The following is a 19,617-nucleotide window of genomic DNA, read 5'->3' as shown; positions in this document are numbered from 1 at the left end:
TTACTCAAAGATGACAAACGCTTAGGGTACCCCACCCGCCCTTCGGGCCGAGACCCTGGAAAGAGCAGTATGAACGAACACTACGCGCGAATTATCGAAGCAATCGGCGAGGATCCGCAACGCCACGGCCTGCGGGACACCCCCGAGCGGGCCGCAAAGGCCATGGAATACCTGACCCGCGGCTACCGCCAGTCTGTCGAGGAAGTCGTCAACGGTGCCCTCTTCCCTTCGGATTGCAGTGAAATGGTGCTGGTGAAGGATATCGAACTCTACTCCCTCTGCGAGCATCATCTGCTGCCCTTCATCGGCAAAGCCCATGTGGCTTATATTCCAGACGGCAAGGTGCTCGGCTTGTCCAAGGTAGCGCGCATCGTCGATATGTATGCGCGTCGCCTGCAAATCCAGGAACAGCTGACAGTACAGATTGCCGAAACCCTGCGACAGGTCACCGGCGCCGCCGGCGTGGGCGTCATCATCGAGGCCAAGCATATGTGCATGATGATGCGCGGCGTGGAGAAGCAAAACTCAGTGATGAAGACCTCCGCGATGCTCGGCGCTTTCCGCAGCAATCAGGCCACTCGCAACGAATTCTTATCCCTGATCCGCTAGGGGACCGCGATCCCTTGCTCCCAGGCAAGAAGCTCGGACGATGGGATACACCGCCGGATACAGAAAAGTTTCCGGCGGCGCTATTCGAGTGTTTTACAGTTGCAATCCCGTGCCCGGGCGCTCCTGAATTCTCCACTGTGCCCGCTAGAATGAATCGCCCCCTGGCGCACGCCCCTGGCCCTTTGCCATACTCTCTACCGAAAGTGGTCCGCCAATGAGGCCAGTATGCCCCACCTGGTTATTGAGTATGCGCGCAAACTGGAAGAAACGATTTCCATCCCGGCACTGGTCAGCGCCGCGCAGGAGGCGATGAACCGCTCCGGCCTGTTTGCCTCCCACACCATCAAAACCCGCGCCCTGGCCTACGACCACTTTATTGCCGGTGATAAAGGCGGCAGCTTTATTCATGCCGAGATACAGCTGCTGGAAGGCCACAGCGATCGGGAGCGGGAGGCGCTCAGCTCGGCAGTGTTCAATTGCTTGTGCCAATTTGCCAACGGCGTTCCAGCTGTGACGGTTGAAGTGCGGGAAGTGGATGCCAGCTGCTACGCGAAAAGATTACCCTTCTGACCGGCCCCGGTTACCCCCCTTGGAAACCTCTGGCGAGTTCCCGTCAGTGCCAAAGCCTATTAATCAGAAACTTTCCCTGTTTCACCGCGCAGAAACGGCCCAAACCAGTCGGCAATGACCCCGGCACTCTCCTCCATATGCAGGTGGTGCCCACCGGGGAATTCCCGCACTTCGATATTGGCTCGCCCCTGCAGGACCTGCCGCAATGGTACAGCTCTGTCGGCCATTCCGCTCTTCGCCAGGGCCAGCCGGACCGGCATGGTAACCCGATCCAGAAATGCCCAAACCTGGGCCTTGTTCAGTTTGGCGGTGGAAGTCGCCATGAGGCGCGGATCGCTGCGCCAGGTAACCCCTCCGCCGGTTTCCATGGTGCCGCGCTCTGCCAGGGCGCGGGCAGCGGTGCCCGATAAGGGAAACATCCCCTTCTTGCGCGCCTCAACCGCCTCTTCGAAAGTAGCGTAGTGGCGGCGCCTGCGCGCACCCAGCCGGGCGCGCTGGGCGATAGCCCTGGCTAGGATCTCGGGCGCTTCCTTGTCCTCCGCCAGCGGCGGAATCAAGCCGTCAATCAGCGCCATTCTCTTGACCCGCCCCGGGAAGGTGCCGGCGGTAAGCATTGCCGCTATGGCACCGCGGGAGTGCCCCAGCAGGGAGAAGTCACGCCAACCGAGCGCCTGACTCACCCCCAGAATATCTTCAACTTCCTCCCAGATGTTGTAGTTGGCGTCCCGCGAACGGTGGTAACTGCGACCGTGACCGGCCATATCCACCGCGACCAGGTGAATTCCGGGCAGCAAGGGCGCCAGGCGATCGAAACTGGCGCAATTATCCAGCCAGCCGTGCAACGCCAGGACAGGCTCACCGTCGGGCGGCCCCCACAGACGGGCGGCGATGGCCTTGCCGTCAAACTCGAGTGTCTTTTCGCTAAAAAGGCCAGGGCCCTGGGATTGATTCATGGGCGGCAACTTCCGGGAAATCTCACTGGCGATATTGAAGGGGCGCCGGAGGACTAGCAATGACCACAGACATCAGCGCAGGTGGTGATTCGGGCGGGACTGGGGAACACGCCCCGCCATTTTGCGGCCGGGGCCGTGAAGCAACGGAGAATACACCTCAGTATGCGTGCTGTAACCACTCGAGTTCCCCGCAGCTGTCAGCCCACACTGGCGCGCGGAGACAGGCGAGGCTGGATGTTCCCATGGGGTGCCGGTTGCCGCTGCCGCAAACCCCATTAACCAGTCTACCCACCAGCGGCTGGTGGCTGACCAACAACAGTGGATAACTGGCAGTATCCACCTGCTGCAACGCATTCAACACCAGCTCCGGAGGGGTATCACCAATCAGAAGCGACTCGGTTTTTACCGGCAGACCCAATAGGTCGGCAACAATCCGCGCTGTCTGCTGAGTCCGGATGAAAGGGCTGGCCCAAATGGCACGAACGCCAGCCAACTCAGCAGCGCGCATTTCACAGACGCGGGCCACGGCCTCGCGACCGCGTTCAGTCAGTTGACGGGCGGCGTCATCCCCCCGCACTGGCTCGGCCTCGCCGTGGCGCAATATCAGCAACTGCACGTCGGCTCCCACTCCTAAAGGTACAGACAGTTACGGCTTGTCGCCGCCCCGCTCCTCGGGTTTCCCTGCATCCTCTGCCCCTGTCTCATCTGAGGGTTCTCCGTCGGCTTTGCTTTTTTCCTCAGCCTCAGTGTCACTGCCGAGCTCGATCACCTCGCCGGACGCCTCTGCTTCAGTTCCGGAGACCACTTCCGTATTCACTTCCTGGGCACTCTCAAAACCGGACAGATCCTCGGCCTCAGATTGCGGCCACTCAGAGAAGGGAAAGGGCTTTTCCTCGGTGTTGTAAACCAGGAACTGCAATGTCTGGTATACATAGGAAGCGATCTGATCCCCCAGGCGGCGCAGGTTGTCGTTGGCACCGCCTGTAATGATCGCAAACAGGAATTGCAACACCACTACCGCCAACATCACCACGCCGGCAATTTCCAGCAGAAAGAAGAAAAGCACCATATACAGCAGGCGCATCCACTGGTTGCCAGAGGTCAGGTTTTTTTTCAGGTCATCGTTGTCCATAAAATTTCCCGTCAGGATTTCACCGAATAGGCTACATCGAATGTTTGCGCGCCCGACATTAAATTGCGTATCACCTCCGGAATCGGCCGCTCCTCAAATAATATGGCGTGGATCGCGGAAACCAAGGGCATGTAGACACCCAATTCGTCCGCTTTGCGCTTGATCAGGCGAATGGTATTGACCCCTTCCGCCACTTGGCCGATTTCCGCCACCGCTTCTTCCAGTGCGCGCCCTTTGCCCACTAAGTAACCGACACGGTAGTTGCGGCTGAGCTTTGAAGAACAAGTCAGAATCAGGTCGCCGACACCTGCGAGGCCGATAAAGGTCATGGGGTCCGCGCCCATGGCTTCAGCGAAACGCATCATCTCCGCCAGGGCGCGGGTGATCAACAGACTGATGGTATTCTGTCCCCGATCCAACGCCGCGGCCATCCCGGTGACAATTGCATAGATATTTTTCAGCGCGCCCGCCAATTCCACGCCGAACACATCTTTGCTCGAATAGATTCGGAAGGTCTCGGAATGCAGCACTTTCTGAATACTAGTGCAGAGCGTTTCGTCCTCGCTGGCAATTACCGTGGCGGTGTAGTGCCCCTCGACGATTTCCTTGGCGAAATTCGGGCCACTGAGCACACCTACACGCATACCGCTGGTTTCCTCGCGCAGAATATCGCTCATCAGGTGGAAACTGTCGTGCTCTATTCCTTTTGTGGTGGATATCAGCATGGTACCGGGCGCCAACAAGGGGGCCACCCGCTGCACCACTTCGCGGAAGGATTTGGAGGGAATGGCCACGAAGACAATTTGGCAGCCGCCGACAGCCTTTTGCAAATCACTGGTAACCGTCAGCTCAGGATGCAGGGACACTCCGGGCAGATAGTAGCGGTTCTCCCGCAGCCTGCGGCATTCCTCCGCGCGCTCCGGATCGCGCATCCACTGGCGGGTGTCGTAGTTATTGCCCGCGACAATATTGGCGATTGCAGTGCCGAAGCTGCCGCCACCCAATACCGCGATAGAGAGGGGTTTGGATGTTTCCAAGTGTGTCGTCATATCCGATACAGCTTTTTTGAAGTTTTGCGGATTATAGAGGGCGTACAGTGGCAGCCCAACGATGGTGGGAAAAAAATATGGAATCGGGTCACATTGGATAAATATTAAGCGATTCCGTGCGCACCGGCAAAGACGCCCGGCAGCCTTGTCGCCGCCGGGCGGACCTTGCGATGCGACCCGGAGAGCGCCTCAGCGATTCAGTTCCAGCAACAAGGCATTCAACCGGCGTACATAGTCCGCCGGATCACTCAGCTGATTGCCGGCAGCAAGGCTGGCCTGATCCATCAGGATATTGGTCAGATCCGCAAAACGATCTTCGTCCTGCTCCCGATCCAGGCGTTGTACCAGTGGGTGATTGGGGTTCAGCTCAAAGATGGGTTTAGCTTCCGGCAGTTTCTGGCCAGCCTGCTCGAGAATGCGGCGCATCTGCGGCCCCATATCCTGTTCGCTGACCACAAGACAGGCCGGTGAGTCCACCAGTCGGGTGGTGGCGCGGACTTCCTCTACACGGCCTTCCAGCACCGCCTTGACCCGCTCCACCAGGGCGCCGGCCTCTTTCTCCAGCTTCTCGCGCTCGGCCTTGTCCTCCTCGGTTTCCGCATCCCCCAGATCCAGAGCGCCCTTGGCCACATCCTGAAAAGGCTTGCCGTCGAATTCGTGCATATGACCGACAAACCACTCGTCCACATGATCCGTGAGCAGTAACACCTCTATGCCCTTCTTGCGGAACACTTCCAGGTAGGGGCTGGACTTCGCGGTGGCAAAGTTATCGGCGCAGACGTAGTAGATGTACTTCTGCCCATCTTTCATACGACCGACATAATCCTCGAGGGATTGATTCTGCACCGGCTCGTCGGTGTGAGTGGTGGAGAAACGCAACAGCTTGGCAATCTTATCCCGGTTGGCATAGTCCTCCGCTGGACCTTCTTTCATCACATTGCCAAACAGATCCCAGAACTTCTGGTACTGATCCACGTCCTTTTTCGCCAGCTTGTCGAGCATATCCAGCACCCGCTTGGTCAGGGCGCTCTTGATTGCTTCAGTGTTGCGGTCTTTTTGCAAAATCTCGCGGGAGACGTTCAGCGGCAAATCGTTGGAATCCAGCACGCCCTTCACAAAGCGCAGATACAGCGGCAGGAACTGCTCTGCATCATCCATGATGAAAGTTCGCTGCACATACAGTTTCAGCCCGCGTGCAGCCTCGCGCTGGTAAAGATCAAACGGGGCCCGGCCGGGAATATACAGCAGGCTGGTGTAATCCAACTTGCCTTCGACACGGTTGTGACTCCAGGTCAGCGGATCGTCAAAGTCATGAGTAACATGCTTGTAAAATTCTTTGTACTCCTCGGACTTGATCTCACTTCTGGGACGGGTCCACAAAGCCTGGGCGGCGTTGACCGCCTCGAACTCCGGCGTTTGCTCCGCCTTGTCATCGCCTTCCCCGGTGCTCTCCTTCGGCATTTCCACTGGAATGGCGATATGGTCGGAGTATTTTTTGATAATCGAGCGCAGGCGCCAGCCGTCGGCAAACTCCTTGGCATCATCCTTCAGGTGTAAGACAACTCGGGTGCCGCGATTGGGCCACTCAACCGTTTCCACTGTGTACTCGGCTTCACCGTGACATTCCCAGTGCACTCCCTGCTCGGCGCCCAGACCCGCGCGGCGGGTGAAGACCTCTACTTTATCGGCAACGATAAAGGCGGAGTAGAAACCGACCCCGAACTGGCCGATCAGGTGCGCATCTTTTTTCTGATCACCGGTCAGCTGCTGCATAAACGCCGCAGTGCCAGAACGGGCAATGGTACCGAGATTCTCGACCACCTCTTCCCGGCTCATACCAATGCCGTTGTCGGTGATGCTCAACGTGCCCTCGTCTTTGTCGAATTCGATACGGATACGCAGATCGGGGTCATCCGCGAGCAATTCCGGCTTGGAAAGGGCCTCAAAGCGCAATTTGTCGGCGGCGTCGGAGGCATTGGATACCAGCTCGCGCAGGAAGATCTCCTTGTTGGAGTAGAGCGAGTGGATCATCAGATGCAGCAGTTGTTTGGCTTCCGTCTGGAAACCGTGGCTCTCTTTGTGGGCCTCAACGGTCATGAATTGGTCTCCCCGTACACATCAATCGGAACAGGGGGCAGATATAGGGGCCGGAAGTGGGGTTTCAAGGCTAACATCCCCACATGTCTTTTCCATTGTACAGAAACAGGGGGCACTCAAAGCGCAGAGCGGCAGGATTTTACTTGTTGGCCATCGCCGTGGAGAGAGTGCCGTTGCCGGTGATGTCGATAACAAAATTGGCGGTCAGATCGGCGATAATGCGAGATTCCGCATTCATCAGTATGGCGATGCCAATTTTCTGTTTCTCCGAATAGGCGACCGCGGCGCGAAAACCGGCTACCCAGCCGCCGTGATAGATAATGCGATCGTTACCGATCGTATACAGGCGCCAACCGAGGCCGTATCCGGCGTGGGAAAGATAGTCGCGCCAGATACGGTGGCGCATATGGCGCTGGGTCTCAACCCGCTCGGTGGTGATATCTTCGATAACCTCGGGAGACAGCACCTTGGGGTAATAGCCCATCTGTGCCTTCAACCACTGTGCCATATCCGAAATACTGGCGTTGACCCCCGCTGCCGGTGCCGCCAGGTAGTATTCCTTTTCCACCTTGACGGGACGCCAGCCGCGCCCGGTCTGCACATGGGGGGCGGCTCGGTTATCCGCCGCCATAAAACTCTCCCAGCCAACCGAGGCATCTTCCATCTTCAGAGGAATAAAGAACCGCTCCTTCAGCTGGCGCTCATAGGGAACCCCCGTGGCCTTGTAGATCACATCCTGAATCAGACTGAACAGCACATTCTGATAGCCATAACACTTACCCGGAGTACAGCGCGGATCAATATTGGCGAATTTGGGCAATATCTTGCTAAGAGGTTTATTGTCTTCCAGGTAATTGTCGTAGGCGTTGGGGGTCAGGCCGGAAGAGTGACTGAGCAGGTGCTGCACTTGCAGCTGCCGGGAAAGTGAAGGGGTTTTGAAGCTGAGCTCGGGCACATAGCGCACCACCCTGTCCGTCCAACCAAACTTCTTCTCGTGTTCCAGTACCGCGGCCATACTACCGGCAAATGTCTTGGATACAGATGCCAAGCGGAACACGGTGTTGCGGTCTACCTTGTCGCTTTTGCCCTTGATGCGTACGCCATAGGTGCTCAACGCGACTACCCGATCACCGTCGACGATCACATAGGCGCCACCGGGAATATCCTTTTCCCGCATCAACATGCGGAAATAACGGTCGAACTCTTTGGCACTGGCGTCGATATCAATCTCATCCGCCTGCGCCGTCAACCACAGGCCGCAGAACAGCAATGCCGCGATACCGCGCAGGCACCGACAAGAGAAAAGGGTGGATAAGGACGCAGGTCTCATGCCGTACTTCACGCCACCGCGGCAATGCTCAACTTGTTAATAAGACTAGCAGCCAACAGGGGAGTTCTCTTCTGGTTTGGGGGTCCGCATGAGGCGCCGCATTGTAATGGCAAACCGACATTGGTGCACGAGTCCCCCAAAAAAGCCTCTGAAAGATACAAAAAAACCGCCTCGCGGCGGTTTTTTCGAAGGGGCGCTCTGCGCCCCAGTGCTGCGACAGCTTACAGCTTGTCGGCGTTCTCGCTCAGGTAGGAGGCAACGCCTTCCGGAGAAGCATTCATACCCTTGTCGCCCTGCTGCCAGCCAGCCGGACATACTTCGCCATGCTCCTGGTGGAAAGCCAGCGCGTCAACCATGCGCAGCATTTCGTCGACATTGCGGCCCAGAGGCAGATCGTTCACCACTTGGTGACGTACCACGCCCTCTTCATCGATCAGGAAGGAGCCGCGGAAGGCTACGCCGCCTTCAGACTCAACATCGTACGCCTGGCAAATTTCGTGCTTCACGTCGGCAACCAGAGTGTACTTGACCGGGCCGATACCACCTTCGTTGACCGGGGTATTGCGCCAGGCGTTGTGGGAAAACTGAGAGTCGATGGACACACCGATCACTTCCACACCGCGCTTTTCAAACTCTGCGAAACGGTGGTCAAACGCGATCAGCTCGGACGGGCATACGAAGGTGAAGTCCAGCGGATAGAAGAAAACTACCGCCTTTTTGCCCTTGATAGCTTCTTTCAGGTTAAAGGACTCGACGATTTCGCCGTTGCCCAGTACCGCCGCAGCGGTAAAGTCCGGAGCAGGCTTGCCTACCAGTACTGCCATGAGAACCTCCTCAATCTAATGATGGGTTGGTTACGAAGGATAAAACGATCAATTTATATACAACCACTATAAATTGACTAAGGATTGATAGTGGGCCGCTATGATACACAGGCGCACCTATCAGTCCCATTAAATTTTTATATAACTTTGATAGTGGCGCCCTCCACTGACTTCTGCGGGAGGCCGAGTCAATACTGCCCTTCCGGTCGCGAAAAATCCGTCTAGACTCATAATTGAGTGCCAGGAATATTATTGACACTCATTCTCACTTGCAATACGATCCTCGCACTGTGAGATAGTTGATCAAGTTAGCGCCAGGTTTCAGCGATAATGTACGTTTGTATCTGTAAAGGCATTACCGACCGTCAGATCAAGGAAGCGGTCTATGACGGCTCCACCTCGGTAAAGGCCCTGCGCCGCCACCTGGGCGTCTCCTCCCAGTGCGGTCGCTGTGCCCAACTGGCGCGGGAAATCATCGATGAAACCATGGCGGGCGGCATGATGACCGCAGGTAACAGCCGACTCTTTTACTCCGCCAGCTAGCCCCACCCCCACTCTCAAGACGGCTGAACTAAGCTGATTTCACCTCTGTCGCCGCACTCGGGTGAAGCCGTGATTCAAAGCCTTGTGCATCTGAGCGAAAAGCTCCGCTCCAGCTTTTGGAGCCTGCCGTTGCTGATGATCTTATCGGCCATGGCAATCGCTCATATTCTGCTCCTGCTGGACGACTGGATAGACCCGGCAGGTATGACCGGCCTCACTTGGTTGCGCCTGCGGGACCCGGACAGCGCACGCGCTCTGCTCTCTACTATTGCCAGCTCCACCATCACCGTCGCCGGCACAGTGTTCTCCATCACCGTGGTCGCCTTGACACTGGCCTCCAACCAGTTTGGCCCCAGCCTGGTACGCAACTTTATTCGCGACCGCCGCACCCAAGCGAGCCTGGGAATATTCCTCGCCACCTTTGTCTACGCCCTGATGATTATGCGCAGCATGGACACTTTGGGAGAACACACCAGCAAGTACGATCTGGCAGTACAGGCAGCCCTACTAATGGCCCTGATCAGCATCGGCGTTCTGATCTACTTCATTCACAACGTCGCCCAATCCATTCAAGTAGACAATATTACCCACCATATCAACCGCGAATTTCACCTAGCCATAGAGCGTGAATACCCGCTTTCACACGAATATACGAACGGAGAGAAATTTGACACCGGACGTCTGGATCTCGGCAGCAGCTGGGTGGAAGTTCCCACCGCCCGCGGAGGCTATGTGCAATTGGTGGACCGACAGAAATTAATTGCGCTGGCACAGGAACATGACTGCTGCCTGCAGATCACCTGCCACGCCGGCAGTTTTCTGCATCATTGGAGCAGTATCGGACGCATATACCAGGCCCCGCGGGACTGCACTACATTGATCGCAAAAACACAGTCCGCATTGAGAATAGGCCCCCTGCCCACCGCGGAACAAGACATCGTATTCTCGGTCCGCCAACTATCGCAGATTGCGGTGCGCGCCCTGTCACCGGGTGTCAATGACCCCTATACCACCTATACCTGTATCGATCGGCTGATTGAAGGACTGGGCACAGTACTACAGCGACCGCAGCCACCAAACTGCTTCTGCGATGATAAAGGCAAGCTGCGGCTGATCACCCGCAAGCTGGAATTTTCCCAGCTACTCGACGCCGCCCTGGAAGAAATCTGCGAATACAGCCGCGGAAATAGCATGGTTATACGCCAGCTGCTCAAAGCCTTGTCGCAGCTCGCCGATGTCTGCGCCCGCGACAATGACACAAAGGCACTGTGCAGTTATCTGCAGCGACTGGAAGAGGATTGCCGAATATTCTTAAAAAGCCCCTCGGACCAGGCAATCGCCGAAGAGAAAATCGATACCATTCAACAGAAGTTGGCGAAAGGGAAAGCCGGATAATTCAGCAATATCTATGGCACTGATAAAAGGCGATAAATACCGCGCCATTCACGGAAATGACAAAGTCCAGACTGCCGGCAAACCTGCACCATGACCCAAACCCCCAGTGAAAACCGGAATCCCTCTCGCGGAATAGAATCATTTTCGTTTGGTTTTACGGCCATATTCGCGTTACAGACTGTATTTTCCCCACTTTGTGCAACCGGCCCGCGCTCTTGACTTGCCAGTAACCGCAACGCAAACTCATCGCGCATTGCGGCTGTGACCCTACAATAAACCTCAGGGAAAACATCAGCGGCGAACAAGCTATTAACAACTAAATTTCTCTGCAGACACGTTTCCCGACTGCAGGGCCTCAGGAGCATAAGCAATGAAAGGCGACCCCAAAGTTATCGAACACCTGAATAAAGTACTGGGCAATGAACTGGTAGCCATCAACCAGTATTTCCTGCACGCCCGCATGTACGACAACTGGGGCCTGAAAGCACTCGGGAAACAGGAATACCACGAATCCATCGATGAAATGAAGCACGCCGACTGGCTGATCGAGCGCATCTTATTTCTCGAGGGAATTCCCAACCTGCAGCACCTTGGCAAACTGTTGATCGGTGAAGATACCGAGGAAATGCTCAAGTGCGACCTGAAGCTCGAGGAAAAGGCTATTCCCGACCTGCGCGATGCCATCGCCTACTGTGAGTCAGTGCGCGATTACGGCAGCCGGGAGCTGCTGGAAAAAATTCTCGAATCCGAAGAGGAGCATGTGGACTGGCTGGAAACCCAGCTGGAACTGATCGATAAAGTCGGCCTCCAGAACTACCTGCAATCGCAAATGGAAAAAGCTTCGGAATAACAGTTGTGAGATCGGCGGCACCTGCCCATATGAACCAGATGTCGCCCAAATACATTTTCGCTACGTCAGACAGAAAAAAACCGCGGTAATTACCGCGGTTTTTTTACTTCAGAGAAAAGCCGACTTTACTCTCCTGCCTCCCCTTCGGCAGCGGCCTCGTCGATTAGCTTCTTCAACTCACCACTTTCATACATCTCCACAATAATGTCACAGCCACCGATCAACTCCCCTTTCACCCACAATTGCGGGAAGGTGGGCCAGTTGGCGTACTTGGGCAACTCAGCGCGGATATCCGGATTGGCCAATACATCCACATAAGCAAAGCGCTTGCCACAGGCCATCAACGCCTGAGAAGCTCGCATGGAAAAACCGCACTGGGGTGCGTTGGGGCTGCCTTTCATATAGAGCAGAATGGCATTGTCGGCGATCTGCTGCTTGATATTCTCCAGTGTATCCATAGGGATGACTAACCTCAGATAGTGAAAGTATTGGTTAATTCCGGGCGCCGGGCGGCAGCGCGCTGGCCGGCATTGTACCCCAGTGCGCCGCCGCGAGAAGCCCATTTCCACGCGCCTATAACTAGCGCGGCACAATGTGTATGTTAGTATTGCCCGCTTCCCGGGGAAACTGCGGCCCAGAACCGCCCGCACCGAATTTTCTGCGGCTCCCTTTTTCGGCCCACTGACACAGAGGAGATAACAGGTGGCCACTCCCGCACTGATGCAAAACTACGGCGATAGAACCCTGACTCTGGTCCGGGGAGAAGGTAACTACGTGTGGGATGACGCCGGCCAGCGATACCTGGATGCTATCGCCGGTATCGCCGTCTGCGGCCTGGGCCACTGTCACCCCGCGGTGACCGAGGCCCTGCACGACCAGGCGCGCACCCTGTTGCACGTCTCCAACCTATACAATATTCCCGCCCAGGAACAGCTGGCGGACCGGCTGGTGTACTTGTCCGGCATGGACAATGTGTTCTTCTCCAATTCCGGTGCCGAGGCCAACGAGGCGGCAATCAAGCTGGCCCGCCGCTTGGGCAACGAACGTGGCTACGCGGTGCCGAAAATTGTTGTAATGGAAGGCGCCTTCCACGGCCGCACCCTGGCCACTCTGACCGCCACCGGCAACGAAAAGGTACAGCAGGGCTTCGCGCCGCTGCCGGAAGGTTTTTTGCGCGCCCCCTTCGACGACCCAGATGCAATCAACCAACTGGCGGCCGAGCACCCCGACATTGTCGCGGTACTGGTGGAGCCGGTACAGGGAGAGGGCGGCATCCGCGTGCCGGCACACGACTATTTGAACCGGTTGCGCAACCTCTGCGACAAACACGACTGGCTGCTGATGCTCGATGAAATCCAGACCGGAAACGGCCGCAGTGGGAAGCTGTTCGCCTACCAGCACAACGATATACTGCCGGACGTGGTCACCACCGCGAAGGGACTGGGCAACGGCGTACCCATCGGCGCCTGCCTCGCCCGCGGCAAGGCGGCGCGCCTCTTTACCGCTGGTAGCCACGGCTCCACCTTTGGCGGTAATCCGCTCGCGTGCCGCGCCGCCCTGGCGGTGCTGGACACACTGGAAAACCAGTGGCTGATAGAGCGCGCGGAAAAACTCGGCGCCCGGCTGTTGCAGCAGCTGCGCCAGCAACTGGCCGGCTGTGACGCAGTCGTGGATATCCGTGGCCTCGGCCTGCTGGTCGGCGTGGCGCTGGACCGGCCCTGCGGCGAGATCGTGGAAATGGCCCGCGCCGAGGGAATACTGATCAATGTCACCGCCGGCAATGTGGTGCGCCTGCTGCCACCGCTGACCCTGACCGACGACGAGTGCGCCCGGATCGCGGAAACTGTCAGCACACTGATTCAACGATTCACCCGCAGTGCGGCCTGATTGATACAAAGGGGAACAACGCATGGCCATCAGACATTTCCTGACCCTGCTGGACCTGTCCAAAGACGAACTCAACAGCGTGATAGAACGCGCCATCGAACTAAAGGCACTGCGCGCCCAGGGCATCGCCACCACCCCTTTCCGCGACAAGGTGCTGGGCATGATTTTCGAGAAGTCGTCCACCCGCACCCGGGTGTCCTTTGAAGCGGGCATGACACAGATGGGCGGCAGCGCCCTCTTCCTTTCACCGCGCGACACCCAACTGGGCCGAGGTGAACCTATCGAAGACAGCGCACGGGTAATCTCGCGCATGGTGGACATGGTGATGATCCGCACCTTCGGCCACAACGTACTCGAGCGCTTCGCCGAGTACTCTCGCGTACCGGTCATCAACGCCCTATCCGACAGCTACCACCCCTGTCAGCTGCTCGCCGATATCCAGACCTACGTCGAACACCGCGGCAGCCCGGCGGGCAAAGTGGTCGCCTGGGTCGGCGATGGCAACAATATGTGCCACTCCTATATCAACGCCGCGCGCCAGTGCGATTTCGAACTGCGCATCGCCTGTCCGGAGGGCTACGAGCCGGAGGAGTCCATCGTCGCCGCCGCGGGAGACCGAGTCCGCATAATGCGCAAACCAGCAGAGGCCGTTCGCGGTGCCGACTGGGTCGCCACCGATGTCTGGGCCTCCATGGGCCAGGAGACGGAACAGAAAGAGCGGGAGCGTGCCTTCCAGGGATTCCTGGTCGACCACGAACTGATGAGCCACGCCAACAGCGATGCTGTGTTTATGCACTGCCTCCCCGCCCACCGCGGTGAAGAGGTGAGTGGCGAACTACTGGAGGATGAAACTATCTCCGTCGTCTGGGATGAAGCGGAAAACCGGCTACACGCGCAGAAAGCGCTGATGGAATTCCTTCAGGAAAACAGCGAGTAAGCCCGGTGCGCAGGATGGTGAACACGAGGCCGATGTGACCACATCAAAAATCGTGTTCATCACTTTGCGCCAGCGGAAGCCCTGTCGCCCGGCCTGTCTACCCCATTCGAAAAAACCGGCCATCTTAGTACCACTTTGCTCAAAGACTAGACAAACCGAAATAGTTATTGCCGGGGTTAATTTAGGGGCCGTTTGCTATTAAAAAAAATTCTTAAAATCCCCCTTGGATTAAAAAGCTCTGCACACTCATTCACCACCCCCAGCAACGGCGGGCACTGGCATGGAAGTGGCCACTGACCTTCCCCCGCCTACCCACAAATTATCCACAGAAAACCACGGAGTTATTCGCCTTGAATTAGGCCTGCTACCGCATTATCTTGTAGCGCAACCTAAGGACCACCCCAATATATTGGGGTAAGACAACAGCAAAACCCTAGCCGGCAGCCGCGGTGGCGCCATCATACGGACAGGTTTTTCAAAGCGAATTCATAAATAGCAGGCGGAATGGACTCCCCGCCGCAGGCAAGGGCCGGCACCCACAAGGGGGGCCGGCGGCGAAGCGGCCTGCTCCCATCCCGCCCCGCGGGAACAGGGAAACGACGGACCCGTTCCACACCATACTCTTCTCTACGGACCCACTGGTTAGAGGGGAAACTGCCCACGGGCAACAGCGGAAAACGACATACAAGTTCTTGTGGAGATCTACATGCACACAGAGTCAGGGCGCTCTCAATCCGTGCCTACAAATACAGACACTACCAGGGATCAAGCCAGCGAAAGCACCAGCCTCGCCGCCACTGCGCCGGGACAGATCCGCGTCATCAAACGCAACGGCACCGTAGTGCCCTACGACGACAGCAAAATCTCCGTCGCGGTCACCAAAGCATTCCTGGCCGTGGAAGGCGGCACTGCCGCCGCCTCCCGCCGCATTCATGAGCGGGTGGAGGAACTGGTTTCACAAATCACCGCCACATTTAAGCGCCGCATGCCTTCGGGAGGCACCATCCATATCGAGGAGATTCAGGATCAGGTGGAACTGGCCCTGATGCGTGCAGGCGAGCACAAGGTGGCCCGCGACTATGTGCTCTACCGCGAAGAGCACGCGCGTCTGCGCGCCGAACGGGAAAAGCAGCAAGAGGCCGCTCAGTCCGCCGACACCCACCCGGACATCCGCGTGAAGCGGGAAGACGGCAGCCTAGTGCCACTGGATATGGAGCGCCTCCGCACCATTGTCCGGGAGGCCTGCGAGGGCCTGAAAGACGTGGACGGAGAAGCTATCCTCGACGAGGCGTTGAAAAACCTCTATGACGGCGTGTCCGAGGAGGACATCAACACCGCCCTGGTCATCACCGCCCGCACCCTGGTAGAGCAGGAACCCAATTACACCTACGCCACCGCCAGCTTGCTGCTGGACAAATTGCGCTCTGAGGCCCTGCGCTTCCTGGGCGTGGCCGATACCGCCACTGCCCGCGAGATGCAGGATCTCTACGCGGCCACCCTGCCCGCCTATGTGCAAAAAGGCATCGAGCTGGAACTGTTGGACCCCAAACTGGCCACTTTCGACCTGGAAAAACTGGGCGCGGCCATCAAGGGTGAACGCGACCACCAGTTCACCTATCTGGGCCTGCAAACCCTCTACGACCGCTATTTCCTGCACAGTGACGACACCCGTTTTGAGCTGCCGCAGATCTTCTTTATGCGCGTAGCCATGGGACTCGCCATCAACGAGGACGACAAGAACGCACGGGCGATCGAGTTCTACAATTTGCTCTCCTCGTTCGACTACATGAGCTCCACACCGACCCTGTTCAATGCGGGTACCCTGCGGCCACAGCTGTCTTCCTGTTATCTAACCACGGTACCGGACGACCTCTTCGGCATCTACGGCGCCATACAGGACAACGCCATGCTCTCCAAGTGGGCCGGCGGCCTCGGCAACGACTGGACCCCGGTGCGCAGTCTCGGCTCCTACATCAAAGGCACCAACGGCAAATCCCAGGGTGTGGTGCCTTTCCTGAAAGTCGCCAACGACACCGCCGTTGCGGTCAACCAGGGCGGCAAGCGCAAGGGGGCCGTCTGCGCCTACCTGGAAACCTGGCACCTGGATATCGAGGAGTTCCTTGAACTGCGCAAAAACACCGGCGACGACCGCCGCCGCACCCACGACATGAACACCGCCAACTGGGTGCCGGACCTGTTTATGAAGCGCGTCTTCGAAGACAAGGAGTGGACCCTCTTCTCTCCCGCCGACTGCCCAGACCTGCACGACCTCTACGGCAAGGCCTTCGAGGAACGCTACGACTACTACGAGCGCCTGGCTGCGGAAGGCAAGCTGAAACTGCACAAAAAAGTCCGCGCCGTGGACCTGTGGCGCAAGATGCTGGGCATGCTGTTCGAAACCGGCCACCCCTGGATCACCTTCAAGGACAGCTGCAACCTGCGCAGCCCGCAACAGCACGCCGGTGTCGTGCACAGTTCCAACCTGTGCACCGAAATTACCCTGAACACCAAGGCCGGCGAAGAGATCGCCGTGTGCAACCTGGGCTCGGTCAACCTCGCTCAACATATTGACGACGCCGGCAAACTGGACCGGGAAAAACTGGCCCGCACTGTCAAAACCGCTGTGCGCATGCTGGATAACGTTATCGACATCAACTACTACTCGGTGGAGACGGCGCGCAATTCCAACATGCGCCACCGCCCGGTGGGTCTGGGCCTGATGGGATTCCAGGACGCCCTCTACAAAGCGGGCATCGCCTACGCCAGCGAAGCGGCCGTGGAATTCGCAGACACCACCATGGAAGCCATCAGCTTTGAAGCTATCTCCGCCTCCAGCGACCTGGCGGCAGAGCGCGGCAAGTACCAAAGCTACGAGGGTTCCCTGTGGAGCAAGGGCATACTGCCGCTGGACTCCATCCAAATACTGGCCAAGCAGCGCGGCGAACAGTTTATCGAACAGGACACCAGCGCCACCCTGGACTGGGACAGCCTGCGCGAAAAAGTGAAAAAACAGGGGATGCGCAACTCCAACGTGATGGCTATCGCCCCCACGGCAACCATCGCCAATATCACTGGCGTCTCCCAATCCATTGAGCCCACGTATCAAAACCTGTACGTGAAATCGAACCTGTCCGGCGAATTCACCGTGGTCAACCCCTATCTGGTGCACGACCTGAAAGACCGCGGCCTGTGGGACAAGGTCATGGTCAACGACCTCAAATACTACGAGGGCTCGGTGCAAAAGATCGACCGGGTTCCGGAAGACCTGAAGGCAAAATATCGCACCGCCTTTGAAGTGGAGCCGCGCTGGATAGTGGACGCCGCCAGCCGCCGCCAGAAGTGGATCGACCAGGCGCAGTCTCTGAACCTGTATATCGCTGGCGCCGATGGCCGCAAACTGGACCTGACCTACCGCATGGCCTGGTACCGCGGACTCAAGACCACCTACTACTTGCGCGCACTGGCCGCCACCAGCACGGAAAAATCCACCGTGAACACCGGCACTCTGAACGCGGTCAGCGCTGGCGGTGCCACTAGCGGCGGCGCGGCGGCCATGAGCGAAGCCCAACCGGAACCGGTTCCCGCGGCAGTCCCCAAAGCCTGCTCCCTGGACGATCCGGATTGCGAGGCCTGCCAGTAAAGCGCGCGCCCTGTCCCCGCGACGCCAGCGGGGCGGGGTATGACTTATCGCAATAGGCGCCGGAGCGCCATCCGGAGCAATTGCGGACCGGCCATAGGATGGCCAAATAAGAACTCTCGGGGGAGAGCGCAGTAACCGCACCTGCGGTCAAGACCACTCGCACCGGCCCCGGTCCACCCGCCCTTCCGGGGGAAGGCGGGATCAAACAAAAATCGGACCGGGTGTCGGCAGCGACCTGCCGGTGCGCCAAGCCCGGCTTGGCGAAGTGCCACTCCCCGGCATGACAAGTAGTTTCAACCACCAGATACGAATCAAAGGGCCAATTATGCTGAGCTGGGACGACTTCGACACACAGCCCCAACCCACAACGAAAACCACCGAACCGCGACCGGCGCCGGAGACGCTGCAGCAACAAGAAGTAACCGAAGCGCGCCCCTCTTATGGAGCCGCCAGTGCTCCGGCGTCGCCCGCGGCCCATAAAGCCGCTTCCTCCGCGGTCGAAGCGGCGCGGGCCGCGGTGGCTGAATTAGACCCGGCTCCGGGCCTGGAGGAACTGGAGATGGGCGCCGCCCGCGTACAGGTAGATGAAAAACGCATTATCAATTGCCGCGCGGACCTCAACCAACTGGTCCCCTTCAAATACGACTGGGCCTGGCAAAAATACCTGGACGGCTGTGCCAACCACTGGATGCCCCAGGAAGTAAATATGAACAAGGACGTCGCCATGTGGAAGGACCCAGAGGGCCTGACCGAAGATGAGCGCCGTATTGTCAAATACTCCCTGGGCTACTTCTCCACCGCCGACAGTCTGGTCGCCAACAACCTGGTACTGGCCATTTACCGCCTGATCACCAACCCGGAATGCCGCCAGTACCTGCTGCGCCAGGCGTTCGAAGAGGCCATTCATACCCACGCCTATCAGTACTGCGTGGAATCCCTGGGTATGGACGAGGGCGAAGTCTTCAACATGTACCGGGAAGTGCCCTCCGTGGCGAAGAAAGCCGCCTGGAGCCTCAAGCACACCCAGTCCATCGGCTCCCCCACCTTCAAGACCGGCACTCCAGAGACCGACCAGGAACTGCTGCGCAACCTGGTGGCCTTCTACGCGGTCACCGAAGGCATCTTCTTCTACTGCGGCTTCAGCCAGATACTGTCCATGGGCCGCCGCAACAAAATGACCGGTGTCGCCGAGCAGTTCCAATACATCCTGCGCGACGAGTCCATGCACCTGAACTTCGGCATCGACGTGATCAATCAAATCAAACTGGAAAACCCGCATCTGTGGACAGCGGAATTCCAGCAAGAAGTCACTCAGATGATTCTCGAAGGCATGGAACTGGAAGTGGCCTACGCCCGCGACACCATGCCGCGAGGCGTCCTCGGCATGAATGCGAATATGATGGAGGAGTACCTCCACTTTATCGCCAACCGCCGCCTGACCCAGCTGGGCCTGAAAGAACAGTTCCCGGGCGCCCAGAACCCCTTCCCCTGGATGTCCGAGATTATGGACTTGCGCAAGGAGAAAAACTTCTTTGAAACCAGGGTGATTGAATACCAGACTGGCGGCGCGCTGCAGTGGTAAGCACCAACCGGAAAGCCAACAACAGGGATTACGACAACAAATAGTCGCTCACAGGAAGAGAAGTTTTGAAACGGGCGAAAGCCCGTTTTTTGTTTAAGGAACCTATAATGGAGTGTCCATTTCGAAACCATCGGGTACAGGCGAGTACTAGTGCGCTTTTGAAATAGCTTCCCCATTGCCCGCCCCCTAAACTGGCTGCAGCACTCACTCGATTTGATC

Annotated in this window: 17 protein-coding genes; 9 read left to right on the top strand and 8 right to left on the bottom strand. The window is 57.8% G+C overall.

Features of this window, described 5'->3' with window-relative positions; all coding sequences use genetic code 11:
* The first annotated feature begins 69 nt into the window (after window positions 1-69).
* Together folE and A3224_RS05630 are read left to right on the top strand one after the other, a co-directional pair.
* On the top strand, window positions 70-609 hold the full coding sequence (gene folE / locus A3224_RS05635; RefSeq protein ID WP_067152410.1) for a GTP cyclohydrolase I FolE: 540 nt from the start codon (window positions 70-72) through the stop codon (window positions 607-609).
* A 225-nt stretch (window positions 610-834) separates the two neighbouring features.
* Window positions 835-1,179, top strand: a complete 345-nt coding sequence (locus tag A3224_RS05630) for a 5-carboxymethyl-2-hydroxymuconate Delta-isomerase (protein WP_067152408.1) — start codon at window positions 835-837, stop codon at window positions 1,177-1,179.
* 59 nt (window positions 1,180-1,238) lie between these two features.
* Here the strand turns inward: A3224_RS05630 and A3224_RS05625 are convergent, their stop codons facing one another.
* The 7 genes from A3224_RS05625 to A3224_RS05595 all read right to left on the bottom strand — a co-directional run bounded on the left by A3224_RS05625 (window position 1,239) and on the right by A3224_RS05595 (window position 8,564).
* Window positions 1,239-2,132: an alpha/beta fold hydrolase gene (locus A3224_RS05625; RefSeq protein WP_082817399.1), complete on the bottom strand. Its 894-nt coding sequence runs from the start codon at window positions 2,130-2,132 to the stop codon at window positions 1,239-1,241.
* Window positions 2,133-2,289: 157 nt separating this feature from the next.
* Window positions 2,290-2,748 (bottom strand): phosphohistidine phosphatase SixA, encoded by a 459-nt coding sequence (gene sixA / locus A3224_RS05620; RefSeq protein ID WP_067152406.1) that lies wholly within the window; start codon window positions 2,746-2,748, stop codon window positions 2,290-2,292.
* A 30-nt stretch (window positions 2,749-2,778) separates the two neighbouring features.
* Window positions 2,779-3,264 (bottom strand): DUF4389 domain-containing protein, encoded by a 486-nt coding sequence (locus tag A3224_RS16460; protein ID WP_082817398.1) that lies wholly within the window; start codon window positions 3,262-3,264, stop codon window positions 2,779-2,781.
* 11 nt (window positions 3,265-3,275) lie between these two features.
* Window positions 3,276-4,313, bottom strand: a complete 1,038-nt coding sequence (locus A3224_RS05610; protein WP_067152404.1) for an NAD(P)H-dependent glycerol-3-phosphate dehydrogenase — start codon at window positions 4,311-4,313, stop codon at window positions 3,276-3,278.
* A 189-nt stretch (window positions 4,314-4,502) separates the two neighbouring features.
* Window positions 4,503-6,410, bottom strand: coding sequence for a molecular chaperone HtpG (gene htpG, locus A3224_RS05605; protein ID WP_067152402.1), 1,908 nt, complete (start codon window positions 6,408-6,410; stop codon window positions 4,503-4,505).
* Between the two features lie 139 nt (window positions 6,411-6,549).
* Window positions 6,550-7,740, bottom strand: a complete 1,191-nt coding sequence (locus A3224_RS05600; RefSeq protein ID WP_067152400.1) for a serine hydrolase domain-containing protein — start codon at window positions 7,738-7,740, stop codon at window positions 6,550-6,552.
* 221 nt (window positions 7,741-7,961) lie between these two features.
* On the bottom strand, window positions 7,962-8,564 hold the full coding sequence (locus tag A3224_RS05595) for a peroxiredoxin (protein ID WP_067152394.1): 603 nt from the start codon (window positions 8,562-8,564) through the stop codon (window positions 7,962-7,964).
* Between the two features lie 330 nt (window positions 8,565-8,894).
* Between A3224_RS05595 and A3224_RS05590 the strand changes: the two genes are divergently transcribed.
* The 3 genes from A3224_RS05590 (at window position 8,895) to bfr (ending at window position 11,352) form a co-directional block, all read left to right on the top strand.
* The gene (locus A3224_RS05590) at window positions 8,895-9,107 is read left to right on the top strand and encodes a bacterioferritin-associated ferredoxin (protein WP_067152392.1); all 213 of its coding nucleotides are present in this window, start codon (window positions 8,895-8,897) and stop codon (window positions 9,105-9,107) included.
* A 69-nt stretch (window positions 9,108-9,176) separates the two neighbouring features.
* Entirely contained in the window at window positions 9,177-10,502 is a 1,326-nt protein-coding gene (locus tag A3224_RS05585) for a DUF2254 domain-containing protein (protein ID WP_156481429.1), read from the top strand.
* Window positions 10,503-10,872: 370 nt separating this feature from the next.
* The gene (bfr, locus tag A3224_RS05580) at window positions 10,873-11,352 is read left to right on the top strand and encodes a bacterioferritin (RefSeq protein ID WP_067152388.1); all 480 of its coding nucleotides are present in this window, start codon (window positions 10,873-10,875) and stop codon (window positions 11,350-11,352) included.
* A 125-nt stretch (window positions 11,353-11,477) separates the two neighbouring features.
* On the opposite strand, the gene grxD is transcribed toward bfr, so the two are convergent.
* Window positions 11,478-11,810 (bottom strand): Grx4 family monothiol glutaredoxin, encoded by a 333-nt coding sequence (grxD, locus tag A3224_RS05575; protein ID WP_067152386.1) that lies wholly within the window; start codon window positions 11,808-11,810, stop codon window positions 11,478-11,480.
* A 244-nt stretch (window positions 11,811-12,054) separates the two neighbouring features.
* On the opposite strand from grxD, the gene A3224_RS05570 reads away from it, so the two are divergent.
* The 4 genes from A3224_RS05570 (at window position 12,055) to A3224_RS05555 (ending at window position 19,398) form a co-directional block, all read left to right on the top strand.
* Window positions 12,055-13,239: an aspartate aminotransferase family protein gene (locus A3224_RS05570; RefSeq protein WP_197463068.1), complete on the top strand. Its 1,185-nt coding sequence runs from the start codon at window positions 12,055-12,057 to the stop codon at window positions 13,237-13,239.
* Between the two features lie 22 nt (window positions 13,240-13,261).
* Window positions 13,262-14,176, top strand: coding sequence for an ornithine carbamoyltransferase (gene argF, locus A3224_RS05565; protein ID WP_067152384.1), 915 nt, complete (start codon window positions 13,262-13,264; stop codon window positions 14,174-14,176).
* A gap of 706 nt (window positions 14,177-14,882) precedes the next feature.
* Window positions 14,883-17,816, top strand: a complete 2,934-nt coding sequence (locus A3224_RS05560) for a ribonucleoside-diphosphate reductase subunit alpha (protein ID WP_067157525.1) — start codon at window positions 14,883-14,885, stop codon at window positions 17,814-17,816.
* A gap of 325 nt (window positions 17,817-18,141) precedes the next feature.
* A complete protein-coding gene (locus A3224_RS05555; protein ID WP_067152382.1) occupies window positions 18,142-19,398 on the top strand; it encodes a ribonucleotide-diphosphate reductase subunit beta in 1,257 nt (418 codons plus the stop codon).
* Window positions 19,399-19,617 lie beyond the last annotated feature (219 nt).

Source organism: Microbulbifer thermotolerans, assembly GCF_001617625.1.
Lineage (GTDB): Bacteria > Pseudomonadota > Gammaproteobacteria > Pseudomonadales > Cellvibrionaceae > Microbulbifer > Microbulbifer thermotolerans.
This window is presented reverse-complemented; position numbering and strand designations above follow the sequence as displayed.

What these genes read in the sequence shown, in the direction of transcription:
- folE (WP_067152410.1), top strand. Translation starts at nt 70, where the DNA reads ATGAACGAACACTACGCGCGAATTATCGAAGCAATCGGCGAGGATCCG.
- A3224_RS05630 (WP_067152408.1), top strand. Translation starts at nt 835, where the DNA reads ATGCCCCACCTGGTTATTGAGTATGCGCGCAAACTGGAAGAAACGATT.
- A3224_RS05625 (WP_082817399.1), bottom strand. Translation starts at nt 2,132, where the DNA reads ATGAATCAATCCCAGGGCCCTGGCCTTTTTAGCGAAAAGACACTCGAG.
- A3224_RS16460 (WP_082817398.1), bottom strand. Translation starts at nt 3,264, where the DNA reads ATGGACAACGATGACCTGAAAAAAAACCTGACCTCTGGCAACCAGTGG.
- A3224_RS05610 (WP_067152404.1), bottom strand. Translation starts at nt 4,313, where the DNA reads ATGACGACACACTTGGAAACATCCAAACCCCTCTCTATCGCGGTATTG.
- htpG (WP_067152402.1), bottom strand. Translation starts at nt 6,410, where the DNA reads ATGACCGTTGAGGCCCACAAAGAGAGCCACGGTTTCCAGACGGAAGCC.
- A3224_RS05600 (WP_067152400.1), bottom strand. Translation starts at nt 7,740, where the DNA reads ATGAGACCTGCGTCCTTATCCACCCTTTTCTCTTGTCGGTGCCTGCGC.
- A3224_RS05595 (WP_067152394.1), bottom strand. Translation starts at nt 8,564, where the DNA reads ATGGCAGTACTGGTAGGCAAGCCTGCTCCGGACTTTACCGCTGCGGCG.
- A3224_RS05590 (WP_067152392.1), top strand. Translation starts at nt 8,895, where the DNA reads ATGTACGTTTGTATCTGTAAAGGCATTACCGACCGTCAGATCAAGGAA.
- bfr (WP_067152388.1), top strand. Translation starts at nt 10,873, where the DNA reads ATGAAAGGCGACCCCAAAGTTATCGAACACCTGAATAAAGTACTGGGC.
- grxD (WP_067152386.1), bottom strand. Translation starts at nt 11,810, where the DNA reads ATGGATACACTGGAGAATATCAAGCAGCAGATCGCCGACAATGCCATT.
- argF (WP_067152384.1), top strand. Translation starts at nt 13,262, where the DNA reads ATGGCCATCAGACATTTCCTGACCCTGCTGGACCTGTCCAAAGACGAA.
- A3224_RS05560 (WP_067157525.1), top strand. Translation starts at nt 14,883, where the DNA reads ATGCACACAGAGTCAGGGCGCTCTCAATCCGTGCCTACAAATACAGAC.
- A3224_RS05555 (WP_067152382.1), top strand. Translation starts at nt 18,142, where the DNA reads ATGCTGAGCTGGGACGACTTCGACACACAGCCCCAACCCACAACGAAA.